12 protein-coding genes are annotated in these 14981 nt (G+C 74.6%); 7 read left to right on the forward strand and 5 right to left on the reverse strand.

All coding sequences use genetic code 11. The features are described from left to right. Positions 1–10: 10 nt before the first annotated feature. Complete coding sequence (locus AB0J53_RS33895; RefSeq protein WP_364179896.1) at positions 11–1177, reverse strand: erythromycin esterase family protein; 1167 nt, start codon at positions 1175–1177, stop codon at positions 11–13. Between the two features lie 91 nt (positions 1178–1268). On the opposite strand from AB0J53_RS33895, the gene AB0J53_RS33900 reads away from it, so the two are divergent. Next, on the forward strand, positions 1269–1952 hold the full coding sequence (locus tag AB0J53_RS33900; protein WP_364179898.1) for a TioE family transcriptional regulator: 684 nt from the start codon (positions 1269–1271) through the stop codon (positions 1950–1952). A gap of 39 nt (positions 1953–1991) precedes the next feature. Here the strand turns inward: AB0J53_RS33900 and AB0J53_RS33905 are convergent, their stop codons facing one another. After that, positions 1992–2603, reverse strand: a complete 612-nt coding sequence (locus AB0J53_RS33905; protein ID WP_364179900.1) for a hypothetical protein — start codon at positions 2601–2603, stop codon at positions 1992–1994. 81 nt (positions 2604–2684) lie between these two features. Here AB0J53_RS33905 and AB0J53_RS33910 point away from each other — a divergent pair, with 81 nt between their 5' ends. Continuing rightward, positions 2685–4820 (forward strand): MMPL family transporter, encoded by a 2136-nt coding sequence (locus tag AB0J53_RS33910; protein ID WP_364179902.1) that lies wholly within the window; start codon positions 2685–2687, stop codon positions 4818–4820. On the opposite strand, the gene AB0J53_RS33915 is transcribed toward AB0J53_RS33910, so the two are convergent. Then, positions 4805–6922 carry a polyprenyl synthetase family protein gene (locus AB0J53_RS33915; protein WP_364179904.1) on the reverse strand — a complete coding sequence of 706 codons (2118 nt, stop codon included), beginning with the start codon at positions 6920–6922 and terminating at the stop codon, positions 4805–4807. The two genes, AB0J53_RS33910 and AB0J53_RS33915, sit on opposite strands and share 16 nt — an antisense overlap. A gap of 187 nt (positions 6923–7109) precedes the next feature. Between AB0J53_RS33915 and AB0J53_RS33920 the strand changes: the two genes are divergently transcribed. From AB0J53_RS33920 to AB0J53_RS33935, 4 genes are read left to right on the forward strand one after another with little or no spacing between them, the layout of a single operon-like run. Beyond that, entirely contained in the window at positions 7110–7508 is a 399-nt protein-coding gene (locus tag AB0J53_RS33920) for a YbaB/EbfC family nucleoid-associated protein (RefSeq protein ID WP_357587809.1), read from the forward strand. After that, positions 7508–11872 carry a hypothetical protein gene (locus tag AB0J53_RS33925; RefSeq protein ID WP_364179906.1) on the forward strand — a complete coding sequence of 1455 codons (4365 nt, stop codon included), beginning with the start codon at positions 7508–7510 and terminating at the stop codon, positions 11870–11872. Before AB0J53_RS33920 ends, AB0J53_RS33925 begins: the two co-directional genes overlap by 1 nt. Beyond that, positions 11869–12381: a hypothetical protein gene (locus AB0J53_RS33930; protein ID WP_364179908.1), complete on the forward strand. Its 513-nt coding sequence runs from the start codon at positions 11869–11871 to the stop codon at positions 12379–12381. Before AB0J53_RS33925 ends, AB0J53_RS33930 begins: the two co-directional genes overlap by 4 nt. 41 nt (positions 12382–12422) lie before the next feature. Further along, positions 12423–13004, forward strand: coding sequence for a helix-turn-helix domain-containing protein (locus tag AB0J53_RS33935; protein WP_364179910.1), 582 nt, complete (start codon positions 12423–12425; stop codon positions 13002–13004). Here the strand turns inward: AB0J53_RS33935 and AB0J53_RS33940 are convergent. Next, positions 13001–13855, reverse strand: coding sequence for a cupin domain-containing protein (locus AB0J53_RS33940; protein WP_364179912.1), 855 nt, complete (start codon positions 13853–13855; stop codon positions 13001–13003). The genes AB0J53_RS33935 and AB0J53_RS33940 overlap by 4 nt on opposite strands. Positions 13856–13954: 99 nt before the next feature. Between AB0J53_RS33940 and AB0J53_RS33945 the strand changes: the two genes are divergently transcribed. Beyond that, positions 13955–14308, forward strand: a complete 354-nt coding sequence (locus AB0J53_RS33945; protein ID WP_364179914.1) for a VOC family protein — start codon at positions 13955–13957, stop codon at positions 14306–14308. Between the two features lie 30 nt (positions 14309–14338). Here AB0J53_RS33945 and AB0J53_RS33950 read toward each other — a convergent pair whose 3' ends face one another. Continuing rightward, positions 14339–14938 (reverse strand): TetR family transcriptional regulator C-terminal domain-containing protein, encoded by a 600-nt coding sequence (locus AB0J53_RS33950; protein WP_364179916.1) that lies wholly within the window; start codon positions 14936–14938, stop codon positions 14339–14341. Positions 14939–14981: the final 43 nt, after the last annotated feature.

Genomic DNA, 14981 nt, shown 5'->3' on the forward strand with positions numbered 1-14981 from the left:
GGGAGCCTGGTCAGTCGAGGACCTGGAGGTCCACGGCCTTCTGGAGGAAGACGATGCCGTCGATCAGGCCGAGGTGGGCCGGGTCGAGGGAGAAATAGGCGAAATCGCGGGAGACGCGCTTGTCCGGGGCCGGGACGGCCTCGGCGAAACGGCGGGCGTCGACGAGGGCGTGCTCCCACGGGAGCGTGGACAGCAGCCCCTCCACGGTGTCCGGGGACGGGGTGTCGTCGCCGACCGTGCCGAAGGCCGTGGCCAGGAACGCGTAGCGGTCACCCAGGTCCGTCGCGGCGAGCGCGCCCGCGCTCCACCATTCCAGCTCGTGGTCGCCGAAGGACATGAGGCTCTTGTGCCGCTGCAGGTGCAGGTTGCTGGCGTAGACGAGGACCGGGCCCCGGGCGGCGACGGCGCGCAGGTTGTCGGCCATCATCGCGTCCCGCAGGGCCGACAGCCGGGCCCACCGGGTCGGGGCCGTGTCGGCCATCCAGTGGTGGTAGCGGAGCAGGCCGACGGCGGTGCGCCCGTACAGGGCCGCCAGCTCCCGGTCGGCGGCGCTCAGCGCCGGCGCCTGGGTGGCGAGCAGTGCCACCAGGTCGTCGGCGATCACGCGTAGCCGGTGGGCCTCGGCGGACCGGCCGATCGACCGGGACGGGTCCATGACCGCGGCCTCGTCCGACCACCGCTCGTCCGCGCCCAGCAGCGCGTCGAGGGTCTCCGCGGTGCAGGGGAGCGGGCCGTCCAGGAGGGTGTGCAGGCCGGTGAGGGCCTGGCGGGGGCTTGCCGCCCAGTACTCCAGCGGGCCGTCGAAGCCGAAGAACCGCACCTTCTCGTCGTGCTCCTCGTTGTAGGCGCGCATCCAGCGGACGAGCTCGCGGTTGGCCGGGACCGTGCCGAACCGGTGGCTGAAGCCACGCTCCATGACGTCGTCGAGCGTGCCCGCGCCCGTGGTGACGTAGTCGTCGACGAGCAGGCCCATGAGGCAGTCGCTCTCCAGGGCGAACCCCCGGTAGCCCTCGTGCTCCACCAGATGCCGGAAGATCTCGTTGCGCGCCTCGCCCAGCTCGTTCACGAAATGCCTGGCCTCGCCCAGCCCCAGCAGCAGGGGCCGGGCGGGCAGCGAGCGGAGGAACGCCGAGACGCCCGCGCCGTCGAGCGGCCGGGCCATGTCCTTGAAATCCATGCCTTCGATGGTATCGTTGAACAGCCGGTGTAAACTTTCGCGCGAAATTCCTGGACCTGTGCGGGATGGACCTTCAAACGGTGATGCATCCATGAGGCCGGTGGACCTGGCGCGCGAGCACGGCCTGTCCACGCAGGCGATCAGAAACTACGAGGACGCCGGCATCCTGCCCGCCGCCGGGCGCACCGCCCACGGCTATCGCGCCTACACGCCGCTGCACGCCGAGGCGCTGCGCGCGTTCCTCGCCCTCGTGCCGGGGCACGGCCACCAGACGGCCACGTCGATCATGCAGGCGGTCAACCGGGGGGCCGTCGAGGACGCGCTGCTGCTCGTGGACGAGAGCCACGGGCTGCTTCTCGACGACCGCCGCACGCTCCAGGCCGTCGAGGCGGCACTGCGGGATCTGGCGCCCGTGCCGCAGGAGCGCGGCGACACGTTCATCGGCCCGCTGGCCAGGAAGCTCGGCCTGCGGCCCGCCACGCTGCGCAAATGGGAGAAGGCCGGGATCGTCCGGCCGCGCCGCGACCCGCTGACGGGTTACCGGGTCTACGACGCGGCCGACGTACGGGACGCCCGGCTGGCCCACCAGCTCAGGCGGGGCGGCTACCTGCTGGAACAGATCGCCCCGCTGATCGCGCAGGTCCGCGCCGCCGGAGGCGTCGCCCCGCTGGAGGCGACGCTGCGCGAGTGGCAGGCCCGCCTGTCGGCGCGGGGCCGGGCCATGCTCGGCGCCGCCGCCGCGCTGGACGCCTACCTCCGCGCCCGGGAAGCCTGACCCGGGCGGGGCGGCGGACGAGCAGGCCGGTCGCCGGGGTCAGGTGAAGGAGATCTGGCCCGTGCCGGTGAGCTGGGTGAATCCGGCGGCGGTCGTGCACTGGTTCAGGTCGGAGGTCATGGTGCCGCTGCCGCTGAAGGTGCGGCCCTTGAGCCGGCCGGAGGCGACGGTGCCGCTCAGCAGGTTGTCGGCCAGGGTGGCGCTGCCCGGGTGTGAGGCGGTGAGCGTGGAGGTGCCCACGCTCGTGCCCTGGCCGTTGCGCCAGGTGGCGGTGCCGGTCGCGGTCAGGTCGGCGACGCCGCGGCAACTCGCGGTGGCGCTGCCGCTCACCTCCAGCCGCCCCGACTTGATGTCGGTGATCGTGCCCGACGGCGAGGTGCAGTTCTCCAGGAGGAGGACGCCCTGCCCCTCGGTGTGCCGCGCCGCCGCGTCGCGCAGCGCGGGGGTGAAGACGATGGGGTGCTTGGGCGCGGTGCGCACGTCGCACTTCAGCACGGCCGCGGCTGCCGCCGCCGGTTGCGCCGCCGGGCGGGCGACCTGCCGGGCGACGGTTTCGGCGGAGCCGGTGGAGGCCAGGAACGGCACCGCGAGACCGGCGACGACGACCGCGACGGCGAGACCGCGAACGCGGCCGGGACGTGACTGGGACACGCATCCTCCTGATAACTATGTGGAGCTGATTGACTACTCTTTGTAACACGCTTTTGGCTCCGCTTACCAGGAGGCGGCATCGTGGTGGTGTCCTCACACGCGTCGGCCGGCGAGTCGGCCGCCGAGCGCCGGGAGCGTCGCTCGCTCTGGTGGCGGCTGGGCGTGCTGGCGGCGCGCCGCCGCCGGGTGATCCTCGCCGTGTGGCTGGCGCTCGTGGCCGGGTCGGCGGTGCTGGTCCCCGGCCTCGTCGAACGCTCGGCCGCGCCCGCGATCCGGGTCGAGGGGTCGGGCTCGGCCGACGCCGCGCGGCTGTTGCAGCAGGGCTTTCCGCAGCTCGGCGGCGAGCAGATGCTGATGGTGTTCGCCTCCGCGACGCTCACCGACGCCGACGGGCCCTACCAGCGGGCCCTCCACGACGCCACGCGCGCCGTGGCCGCCCGGCCCCTGGTGGGCGGGGTCCGGCTGCTGCCCGCCGTGCCGGGGCAGGACCGGCGGCGCGTGTACGCGCTCCTCGGCGTCAACGGCGACCAGCGGGCCAGGCAGGAGGCGCTGCCGTCGCTGCTGCGCGCGGCCGGTGACGCGGCCGGGCGGGCCTCCGGAGGGCGCGTCGAGGTGCACGTGGTGGCCGAGGGCGCGCTGCTGACCGTGGTCAAGCAGGCCGACCTGGCCGACCTCCGGCGGGCCGAGCTGCTGGCCGTGCCGCTGTCGCTGCTGGCGCTGGCGGCCGGGCTGGGCGCGATCGGGGCGGCCGTGGCGGTGCTGGCGGTGGCCGGGGCGGTGACCGTGACGTGCCTCGGCCTGCTGGGCGCGGCGAGCCTGCTGGGCGTGACGGTCAACACGTTCATGCTGGCCGTGGCGGCCACCGTCGGGCTGGGGCTCGGCCTCGACTACGCGCTGCTGATCCTGCTGCGCTACCGCCGGTCGCGGGCCGCCGGGCACGACCGGCACGACGCGGCCGGGGCCGCGGTGGCCACCGCCGGGCGCACGGCGGCCTGGTGCGCGCTCGGGGTGGCGCTCACGTCGGCGGCGCTGCTGGTCGTCCGCACGCCCATGATCCGCACCATGGCGGTGGCGGTGAGCGTGACGGCCGTGGTGGCGGCCGCGGTCGCCGTCACGCTGCTACCGGCCCTGCTCGTGGCCGCCGACAGGTGGCTGCTCCGCCGCCGCGCCGCCGCTCCGGCGGGCGGTGACGGCTGGGCGCGCTGGGCCCGGCACCTCATGCGCCGTCCCGTCGCCTACACGCTGGCCTGCTCCGGGGCGCTGCTGCTGGCCGCCGCCCCGCTGACCGGGGTGCGCCTCGGCTTCGACCTCGACCGGCCGGCGCTCGCGGGCACCGACTTCGGGCGCGGCCTGGCGCACATGGAGGCCGACGGCATCGCCTCGGGCCTCGCCGTCGTGCTGCCGCACCCCGCCGGCACGCCGCCGGTCGACGCCTTCGCGCTGGTCGCCGCGCTCAAGGACGACGCCAGGGTGTCGCTGGCCGCCTCGGTCGACAACGGCCGCGACCTCACCGTGGTGACCGTCTTCACCCGGACCAGCCTCGACGACCCGGCCACCACCGAGCTGGCCCGGCAGATCACCGGGCGGCTCGCGCCCGCGACGCTGCCGCCCGGCCAGCGGGTGTACGTGACCGGGCCCACGGTGATCTTCGCCGATCTCATGGACGAGACCGCCGCCCAGCTCGGCACCGTGATCCCGCTGGTGCTGGGCTGCTCGCTGGCGTTCCTGCTGGTGACGTTCCGCAGCGTCGTGCTGCCGGTCAAGGCCGTCGTGATGAACCTGCTGGCCGTCCTCGCCGCGTTCGGCCTGCTGACCCTGGCCACCCGCCACCTTCCCGGCCTGGTCGGCGCCGAGGTCGACACGCTGGTCCCGTTGCTGGCGTTCACGCTGGTGTTCGGCCTGTCGATCGACTACGAGATCTTCCTCATCCATCGCGTCGCCGAGCACTACCAGGCCCACGGCGACAACACCGCCGCCGTGGCCGACGGCCTGACGCACACCGCCAGGCCGATCACCGTGGCCGCCGCCTGCATGGTCGCCACGTTCGCGGCGCTGCTCACGGCCGACAGCCGCCATCTGGTGCAGCTCGGGCTCACGGTCGCGGTCGCGATCGTGATCGACGCGACCGTCATCCGGCTGGTCCTCGTACCGGCGCTCATGCGGCTGTTCGGCGACCGCAACTGGTGGCTGCCGTTCGCGCGTCACTCGTCCAGGTGACGGCTGGCCGCGTACAGGCCGAGAGCGCGGATCATGACCGTGTGGTGGTTGACCGGCAGCAGGGCCTGCAGCGGACGCCATGCCTGGTCGACGGCCGTGCGCGCGTCGGCCAGGCTCGCCCCGGTGGCGCCGCAGCGGTCCACGGCGCGGGCGACCTCGGCCGCCGCGACCGGGTCGGCGCCGCCCGCCCGGACGATCTCCCACACCTCCCGCAGCCGGTCGCGCGGCAGCCGCGCGACCGCGTGGGCGAGCGGGTAGGTGACCTTGCCCTCGCGGATGTCCTCGCCGGGGAGCTTGGCGACGCGGGCGCCAGGACGGCCGTCCGCGACCAGCACCGCCCGCAGGTCGGCCACGTCGTCGGTGATCTGGTACGCCAGCCCCACGGCCTCGAAGTACGCGCTGACGGCGTCCAGCAGCTCGCCCCTGGCGCCGCCGAGGATCGCGCCGAACTCGCCCACGCCGCGCACCATCCCGCCCGTCTTGAGCCGGTGCGTGGTCCGCACCCGCTCCAGCACGACGGTGGCGTCACCGGTGGCCACGGCGAGCTCCATCACGTCGTGGTGCCCGGCGATGTCGAGCGCCTGACCGGCGTGGTTGCGCCGCATGCCGTCGAGGTACGCCTGGTAGAGCCGCAGCCGCCGGTCCGGGTCGCCGGGCAGCAGATGGCGTGCCACCTGGTCGAAGACCAGATAGGTGTGGGTGCCGGTGTTGATGGCGGTGGCCTGCCCGAACACCGTGTGGACGGCGGGCCGGCCGCGCCGCGTCGGCGCGTTGTCCTCCACGTCGTCGACCATGAGGCTGGCGGTGTGCATCAGCTCGACGAGCGCCGCCAGCGCCCGGTAGTGGCGGCTGTCGACGCCCTGCATCTCCATCGCGGCGAGCGCGGCGTAGCTGCGCCAGCCCTTGCCCATCGCGTCGGCCAGGTGGCGGACGGGCGCGACCAGCGCGCGGTGCAGCGGCCCGGCGACGGCCTCGACCGGCCAGGAGCCGGCGGGGGAGAGGCCGGCCAGCGTGGCGATGGCGTCCGGGTCGGGCTCGTCGGGATACAGGCGTACGACCTCGGCGTGGGTGATGTCGCGCAGCCGTTCGACGTGCCCTTCGAAGTCGGTGATGCGGTGGTCGGGCTGGATCTCCAGCCAGCCGGCGCCGCGCACCGGCTCGCCGCCCAGCTCGCCCTCGGCCGTGACGGCGGCGTCGAACAGGGCGCCCAGCCCGAACGCCGCCTGGCGCTCCTGCTCCGGGAAGCAGGCGGCCACCCGCAGCGACAGGCCGGCGCCGGGCGCCTCGATCCGCCAGGCGACCGGGTAGGCGTGCAGCGTCGTCGTGGAGATCCAGCTCTCGCCCGGGACCAGCGTGACGGGGCTGCCGGCGCGGGTGCCGTCGGGCGCCACGAGCAGCAGCCCGTCGTCGGCGGCCACCACGTCCCACCCGTTGTCCAGGTGCACGGCGATCCGCGCGTGGCCGTCCCGCGCCGGGGCGGGCCCGTGCCGGTACAGGGCGATCCCGGTCAGCGGGACGGGCGGGTGCTCCGGCCGCCGCCAGGTCGCCTCGACCGCGAGGCGGGTGACGAGCTCCGCGCCGGACGCCGCCACGGCGGGCTTGAGCGGGCGCGCGGTCAGCTCCCACTCGTCGCCGTCGCCGCGCAGCACGACGCGGCAGCCGTCGTCCCCGGCCGCCCGCAGCTCGGCGACGCCGCCGAAGTCGAGGCCGGTGCGATCGTCCGCCACGCGGGCCGGGCCGGGCAGCAGCCGGGCGGGAAGGATCGGCCGCCCGGCCGCGCACGCCTCGCGCACCGCCTCGCCGATGCGCGGGTCCCACCCGTCGGCCGCCTCCTGTCGCGTCAGCTCGACCCCGCCGTCGTCGCACCAGGTGAAGGCCCGGTACGCGGGCTGCCCGGGCTCGCACGTCGCCCACTCGCACCCGTGGGCGACCAGCGGGCCGCCGCCGGGACGGGTGGCGCGCCGGACCTGGAAGCCGGCCGTCAGCCGGTGCTCGACCCCGCCCTCGTCACGCAGCACGGCGGCCAAGCGCCACTCCTCGTGATCGAGACCGGGGCCGGGAAGCGTCTGCGTGCCCGTCTCGACGATCGGCTCAACCCCCACGGCGTCCACCCTTCAGATCGGTGACGATACGCATGCGTGCCGTCGCTCACCGTCATGATGAGGGATGGCATGCCGTCACTGCCACCGGATCGGCCCGGTCCGCGCCCGTACTCGACAAGTCCCACAAAACCGGGGAAACGATGGTAATTGTGGGACTGGTGTTGCAGACGGGACATGAGGGATAAACATGCCGACAGACGAGCCGTGGCGGCTGCTGGAGCAACTCGTCCAGGAGGTCAACCAGCAAACCGAACAGCTCGGCAGGATGCGCGAGCGGGCCCGGGAGCTGTCGGCCACGGCCACGTCGAAGGACGGCCTGGTCACCGTGACCGTCGGCCCGCGCGGCGAGGTCCGGTCCATCGAGTTCGACCCCCGCGTCTACCGCAGGCTGTCGCCCTCGGAGCTGTCCGCCGTGCTCGTCGAGCAGATCGGGCGGGCGACCACGCAGGTGTCCGGCGAGATGAAGGAGCTGATGGCGCCGTTCGTGCCGGACCTCCCGTTCGAGGACCTGTTCGGCGAGGGCACGGACCTCGACGCGTTCCTCCCCGGTGCCGGCCCGGCGCAGCCGCGGGGGGACGCGCGCTGATGGGGCTGGACCTCAGCCTGGTGCCCGACGTGGTCAAGCCGCTGGCCAAGCCGTTGACCGGCGGCGCGTTCCCCGGGGCCGACGTCGGCGGGCTGCTCGCCGAGGCGCAGGCGCTGGAGCGGCTGGCGGACCTGCTGGCCGGGATCAAGGCCGAGGACGCCGGCGCGGTCACCCGGCTGTTACGCAGCGGGGAATGGGAGGGCGTCGCCAAGGAGGCGTTCGAGAAGGCCTTCGAGTCCCTCGGCGGCGAGGCCGGCTCCGTTTCCGGCGAAGCGGTGCTCGACGTGCTGGAGCGGGCGCTGCGCGACGAGGCGGAGGCCCTGCGCACGCACGGCGTGCGGATGCAGCACGCCGAGTGGATGATCTACGCGGCGCTGGCGCTGCTCGGCGTGATGATCGTCAGGCTGCTGGTGTGGATCTACGTCAACGGCCCGGCTGTCCTCGCGCTCATCAGGCACCACACGCTGATGACCCAGGTGAGCATCCAGACGATCAAGCGGCTCATGCTGCTGAACACGCTGAAGTTCGCCGGGATCATGGGCGGCCTGGACCTCGGCGTGCAGGTGGCCCAGCAGCTCTGGGGCGACCGCGAGGCGGGGGACTTCGACCTCGCCTCGCTGGCGATGTCGACCGGCAGCGGCGCCCTCACCGGCGTGCTGTTCGGCGGCGCGAACGCCGCCCTCTCCCGCCTGCTGAGCAAGCAGATGGTGTACGTCGCGTCCCGGGCGGAGCTGGCCGTCCGCGACAAGATCGTGGCGATCGGGCAGAGCATGTACGGCCAGGCGCTGCTGGGCGGGGCGGCGGGCACCGCCGGGGCCGTCCCCGCGCTGGCGGCCAGCGGGCAACTGGACGCCTCCCACCTCGGCTACGCGTTCATCTCCGGGGTGGCGGGCGGGCTCGACATCCCGGCGTCGGCCCGGGTGAGCTACCTGCCGATGGCGGCCATCGGCGAGATCGGCGGCCCCGCGCACCCGGCCGGCGATTCACCGCCTCCCGCCCGGCCCGCCCTCGGGGAGACCTCGCTCGCCGGGGCCGCCCACGCCGACACCGCCCCGCCGCCCGCCCCCAGAGCCCCGGACGACGCCGGACCGCAGGTGCTCCCGAACGGCGCCCTCGCCGGCGAGGTCGTCCGGCGTCACGACACGCCGCTGCCCCCCGCCGACCGTGCCGCGCCGACGCGCCCCCCGCACCAGCCGCCCGGTGACCGCGCACCGCAGCCCCATCCCGGTGACCGCGCCCCGCACACCCGCCCGGCCGAGCGCGCCTCGCAGGACCCGCCGGGGGAGCGGGCTCGTAACCTGCCGGCCGAGCGCGCCCCGCAGACCCTTCCCGCCGAGCGGACCCCGTACAGCCAGAGCGCGGCCACCACCGCTCGCGCCGATGCCGCGGGCCCGGGGGAGCTTCCGCGCGCCTCCCTGGTTCCGGCCACCGTCCCGGCGACGGTCGTCGCGTCCCCCGAGACCGCCACCGGCGGCGAGCCCGGACCGGAACGGCCCGAACACCCCCGCACGGACGCACCCCCACCGGCACGCGACCAGAACGCGCCCCCACCCGCCCCCCGGCCGGAACCGGCGGCCCCCACCGCACCCCGCGACCAACCGGAAGCGGCGGCCCCCGGCCGCCCGGAAGCAGGGTCCCTGGCGACCACCCGCGACCGGCCCGAAGGGGCGGCCCCCGAGGGTGCGGCGGCTCAGCGGGAGCGGCCGGTGGCGTCGATGCTCGCGGCCGATCATGCCCCCACGCCGGCGGCCCCCGTGCGCGAGGGCGCGCCACCGGCGGCGGGCGGGACCGCCGTGCAGGATCGGGCGTATCCGGCGGGGCCGCAGTACGGGCCCGACGTTCACTCGCCGATCGCGGACCCCCGCCCCCGGAACTTCGCCGAGGCCGCGGCGATCGTCCACCGCTGGACCCCCGGCCCGCAGAACCGGATCGAACGGCTGCTCAGCGGCCCGTCCGACGAGGTGCTCCTGGCCGAAGGCCGGCAACTGGCCGAGCGGCTGTCCACCACCCGGCGCGACGACGCGACCGCCCGCGCCCTGGCCCACATGAGCCGCAGCCTCGGCGGGCCGGACCCGGCGCGCGCCGTCCAGGATCTCGCCCGCGACCTCGGCCTGGATCGCGAGATCGACGCCCTGGTCGACGTGTTCGGCGACGCCCAGCGGTACGAGATGGCCCCGGAAGCCGCGACCGACCGCGCGTCGCTGACCGCCGTGCTCGACCGGATGATGGGGGCGGACTCGTACCGCTGGACGGGGTTCAGGAACCAGGTCCGGTTCTCCTTCCACGACGCGGACGCCGACCAGGCGCGCACGATCGGGATCATGATCGACGTGATGGGGGAGCCCGTCACCTCCAGCCGGGTCAGGAGCTACACCAAGCCCGTGCTCGACCGGTACGGCATCCGCGACATCAGGGAGCTGCTGCCGGTCTTCCGCGCGGCTCACCAGAACGGCCACTTCCCGCGCGGGGCGATGAGCGAGGCGGACTTCCTGGCAGCCCTGGACGCGTTCCGGCGCGAGGACCCGGCCCTGTGGGACGGCGTGCTGCTGGCCGAGCGGCACGCCCTGACCGGCCTGAGCGAGCCGGAGGCGCGCCTGCTCGCGCTCCTGGACGACCTCGCCGCCCGCCAGGAGGGCGACGCGCCGCCGCTGGAGGGGCTGGCCGCTGAGGTGGGGCAGGGGGACTCGGTCGAGCAGCTGCTCCACCTGGCCGGCGACGCGCACCGGCACGGCGCCGACCTGACGCGGGTGTCCGGCCCGCGCGAGCTGGCCGACCTGCTCACCGCCCACCGGACGCGGGACCCGTACCTGTGGGACGGGCTGCGCGTCGCGGCCGAGCACGGCGTCACGCGGCCGGCGGACGACGCGGCGCGGGCGCTGTCCCGGCTGGCCGAGATCACCGGGTCGGAGGCGCCGTCGCGGCTGCCGGTGTTCGAGCCGCTGCGCCGCCTGGCCGTGGACGCGGGCCTCGGCTACTCCGTCGAACGGCTGGCGGACCGGGCCGCCGAGGTGCGGCAGCGGGGCTTCGACCTGTTCGCGCCGGTCGACCGGCAGCAGGTGCTCGACGCCCTGATCGGGGACGCCGGAGCCGCCGCGCCCCGGCCGCCGGCCGTCCCGCCCGGCCTGCACGACCTGCCGCCCTCGGCGCACCGGGACGCGCTGCGGGCCGCGAGCCGCGAGCTCGACGCGGCCCAGCAGACGCGCCCCGAGCAGAACCCCGTCCTGCGCCGCGTCCGCTCCCTGCTGGCGGGCCCCGATCCGCTGGCCGCGATGGAACGGGAGCGCGTCGCCTCCCTGGAGTCCCGCGTCCGGGCCTGGCAGCGCTGGCCGGATCGCCCGGAAGTGTCGTACACCAGGGACTTCGCGGCGTTCCGTGACGCCTACGACCGGGCCGTGGAACGGGCCGTGAGCGGCGAGCCGGTGATCCCGTACATGCTCGACGACGCCACGGCGTCGCTGGGCGCGCGGGAGGGCGGGCGCGGGTTCGGGCTGGAGCTGGAGTTCGAGCTGCCGGAAGGCGTCTCCCCCCGGCGCCTGGAGGACATCGCCCGCGCCCTGCACCAGGCGGGGCTGACCGGCGACGCCGTGCAGCACGGCTACCACACGATGAAGAAGCGGGGCTACAGCTCGGGCGCGAACGGCGGGCTCGGCCTGTGGGCGCTGGAGCAGGACGGCACGGTCGCGGGCGAGCTGGTCTCGCCCATCCTGTACGACGAGCCGGCGACCTGGGCGAACCTGCGCACCGCCGTCGAGATCATCCGGGCGCACGGCGGCACGGCCGGCCCCAGGACCGGCGGGCACGTCCACGTGAGCACGCACGACTTCGACCACATCGTGGAGAACTACGTCAGCACGCTGGTCCACGTCGGCCACCACACCGACACGCTGTTCAGGCTCGCGCACAACCCGGAGGCGGACAGCCATCGGGGTCTGAAGCACTGCCGCCCCAACGCGGTGCCCACGGAAGGCTACGCGGAGATCGGGCCGGTGCGGCACCGCAACAGCGGCCATGATTCCGCGGTGAACATGCAGGCCATGACGGGCTCCACGGCGGACCACATCGAGCTGCGGCTGTGGGACGGCTCGCTCGACGCCGCCGTGATCCAGGCGCAGGTGAAGGTGTCGCTCGGCCTGGTCGAGGCGGCGTTCCGCAACGCGACGCTGGACCACCTGCCGAACCGGGGCGAGCCCGACCCGCTGGGCGCCCACGCCGGGCACTTCCGGGACCCGGCGCAGGACCGCACCGAGGCGGGCAGCCTGTCCTTCCGCAGCCTGATGGACGAGATCTTCTGGCGGGCCGCCGACAAGGAGCAGCTCACCGCCCTGTACGCCGCCACCCGCTGGGCCACGGAAGGCACCCCATGAGCGTGATCATCGCCAACCCGTCGTCGGCGGAGCCGCCCCCGGCCGCGCCGGCCGGACCGGACGGCCTGCCGTACCGCTTCGAGATGATCCACGCGGGCGGCAGGCTCCGCGGCTACGCGGGCGAGCCCGCCGAGCTGGTCGCGATGCTCGTCCCCGGCTACGCCGAGCTGCCCGGAGAGGACGGGCGCGCGGCCGCCCGCGTCCGTCTCGCCCTCGACCTCCAGGTCAGGCTGCAGGCGGAGCTCGCGGCCGGGCGGCTCGGCGCGTGCACGGACGAGGAGCGGGCCGTGCTCCTCGGCCCCCGGCACGAGCCCCCGGCGCCCGCCCGGTGGACGGCGCCGGTCCCGCTGGTCCTGGTCGCCGCCTTCTACGAGCCCGCCGGTCCTCTCCCTCGGCCGTCCGGCCCGGCCGGCCTTCAGGTGTGGCTCGATCCCGCCGACGACTGGACGCTCCTGACCAGCCTGCACACCGCCGGTCTGATCACCGTGAACGCCCGCGCCGGAGCCTGACGCGGCCGGGGTGAGCGCCGGGGCGCTGGTAATCTGCGATCGTGCCAGCCAGCCGGAGCAAGTCGCGGACCGACGCCGAACGGAATCGAGCACGCGTGCTGGAGGTGGCCCGCGAGCTGTTCGCCGAGCTCGGCGACCAGGTGCAGATGGCGGAGGTGGCCAAGGCCGCCGACGTGGGCATCGGCACCGTCTACCGTCACTTCCCCACCCGGCAGGCGCTGGTCGAGGCGGCGGCGCAGCACCGGTTCGCGGAGATCCTGGACTTCGCCCGTGAGCGCTGCCTGGCCGCGCCCGACCCCGGTGCGGGGCTGGACCTGCTGCTGACGGGCATCGGCGAGGTGCTGGCCAAGGACCGCGGCCTGTCCGGCGCGATCGAGTCGGCCATGGGTTCGGCCGAGCCGTCGGGCGACAGCCGGACCGCGCTGGAGGGCCTGGCGGGCACGCTGCTCGACCGCGGGCGCGCGGCGGGCTCGGTCCGCGACGACGCCACGGTGACCGACGTCTACATGATCGTGTGCGGGCTGGCGGCGGTGATCCGCACGGGCAGCGGCGACTGGCGGCGGTTCGTCAGGCTCGCCCTCGACGCGCTGCGGCCCGGCCGCCCCTCCTCGCCGACCGGTTAGCTCTCCTCGTAGACGACGTGGTGCCTGCGCGTGTGGCGGTTGAGCGCCGCCGGGTCGAACCGGCCCCCCTTGCTCACCTCGGTCCTGTGCTCGATCAGGGCCTCCACCACGCTCTCCCAGCCTCCGGGTGACGAGATCTGGATCACCCGGGGCGGCGGCGTGGAGCCCGGCCGGATCGCGTGGGGCACGCCATGCGGAAGCAGGACGAACTGCCCCGTGCCCGCGGTGTGGACCGAGCCGTCGAACTCGATCTCCAGCTCGCCGTCCAGCACGTAGACGCACTCGTCGGCCACCAGGTGGGTGTGCCGGGGGACCGGCTGCGCGACCGTCACCTCCAGCAGCGAGAACAGCCCGCCGGTGTCGGCGGTGCGCGCCTTGACGGAGAACGCGGGCGGCACGGGGACGCGCCCCGGACGCGCCTCGCCCGGCTTCAGCACGAAGCAGCGGTCCGGGTCGCCCCAGTCGTCCTGCGGGTCCGCCCCGGTGGCGTCCTCCAGGTGGCGCTCCCGGCCGCCCGGCGCCGACACCCGCAGCGCGTGCACGGGGGAGGCGTCGCCGCCGAGGTCACGCATGGCGCGGGTGACGCCGCGCGGCAGCAGGACGCACATCCCCGCGGTCAGGTGGTGGGATTCGCCGCCGACGTCGACGCCGAGCTCGCCCGCGATGACGTACACGAACTCGTCGTAGTCGTCGTGCGCGTACGGGGGGACGTCGCCGCCGCGGAGCTCCAGGAGGGAGAAGCGGCCCTGGGTGTCCTCGGCGCTCGCCTTGACGCTCGCCCGCGGCGGCAGAGGCACGCGGGCGGGCCGGGAGTCCCCGGCGTCCAGCACGAAGAAACGGTCCTTGCTCATGGCGGCCCTTTCGATAAAACGGATTCGGATTCCGATTCCGTTTTAGATCTAGCAGACCGCCCGAATCACTGTCAAAGCAGCCTGTCTATGCTCAGGCCCATGGCACTGGAATGGGAACAGATCATCGTCGACTCCGCCGACCCCGTCGCGCTCGGGCGCTGGTGGGCCCAGGCTCTCGGCTGGATCGTGGTCGACGAAACCGAGGAGATCATCGAGATCCGGCCCGAACCGGACCGGATGCCGGGGCTGCTCTTCGTGCCTGTCCCCGAGGGCAAGACGGCGAAGAACCGGCTCCACCCCGACTTCCGCCCCGACGACCAGGAGGCCGAGGTCGCCCGGCTGCTCTCCCTCGGCGCCCGGCGCGCCGACACCGTGCAGGACGAGCAGCACTGGGTGACCCTCCTCGACCCGGAGGGCAACGAGTTCTGCGTCCTGGGCGAGCGGAAACACTGAGCGGAGCCCGCCCCCGCCTCCCGGGGCAGGTCACGTACTGCTGAACAGCCGGTCCAGATGCGCGTCAATCGCGGCGAGCGCGTCCTGGGGCTCGATCACGTCGAGTTCGATCAGGGAGGTGAAGCCGGTGAGGGCGAGGAGCAGGTTCGTCTCGGTCACCGGGTCGCGGCCGGAGTCGATGTGCCCGTCGGCGATCGCCTGGCGGACCAGCCGCTCGACAAGGGCCCGCCCCTGGACGAGGCCGCGGCGCGCCTGCTCGTGCACGGCCTCGTCGTGCAGCGCCTCCAGGACGTAGGCGGCGCTCATCCGGCTGGTCGCGCGGGCGTCGGCATGCAGGGGGAGCATTTCGGCGAGCGTCAGCCGCAGCACGTCACGGGGGTGCGGACGGTCGCCGAGCTTCTCGAGCCCCTGATGTACGCGCGCCGACGTCTGCTCGGACGCGAGGTCCATGGCGAAGGAGAGCATGGCGGTCCGGGAGGCGAAGTAGTGCTGCAGCTGCCCGAGTGACATGCCCGCCTCCTGCGCCACCACGCGCATCGTCAGCTGCGTGACGCCGCGCTGCTCCACCACCCGCCACAGCGCGCGGGCGATCGCTTCGCGGCGTCCGCGATGGTCCACCTGTTTCGGCATCGCCGGCCCTTCCCTCGGGGCTGTTCCAATACAGTTGACATAA

Source organism: Nonomuraea sp. NPDC049725 (assembly GCF_040674795.1).
Classification (GTDB): Bacteria; Actinomycetota; Actinomycetes; order Streptosporangiales; family Streptosporangiaceae; genus Nonomuraea; species Nonomuraea ceibae.

Coding starts and splice junctions, on each gene's coding strand:
- AB0J53_RS33895 (WP_364179896.1), bottom strand. CDS start 1,177: ATGGATTTCAAGGACATGGCCCGGCCGCTCGACGGCGCGGGCGTCTCG.
- AB0J53_RS33900 (WP_364179898.1), top strand. CDS start 1,269: ATGAGGCCGGTGGACCTGGCGCGCGAGCACGGCCTGTCCACGCAGGCG.
- AB0J53_RS33920 (WP_357587809.1), top strand. CDS start 7,110: ATGCCGACAGACGAGCCGTGGCGGCTGCTGGAGCAACTCGTCCAGGAG.
- AB0J53_RS33925 (WP_364179906.1), top strand. CDS start 7,508: ATGGGGCTGGACCTCAGCCTGGTGCCCGACGTGGTCAAGCCGCTGGCC.
- AB0J53_RS33930 (WP_364179908.1), top strand. CDS start 11,869: ATGAGCGTGATCATCGCCAACCCGTCGTCGGCGGAGCCGCCCCCGGCC.
- AB0J53_RS33940 (WP_364179912.1), bottom strand. CDS start 13,855: ATGAGCAAGGACCGTTTCTTCGTGCTGGACGCCGGGGACTCCCGGCCC.
- AB0J53_RS33945 (WP_364179914.1), top strand. CDS start 13,955: ATGGCACTGGAATGGGAACAGATCATCGTCGACTCCGCCGACCCCGTC.
- AB0J53_RS33950 (WP_364179916.1), bottom strand. CDS start 14,938: ATGCCGAAACAGGTGGACCATCGCGGACGCCGCGAAGCGATCGCCCGC.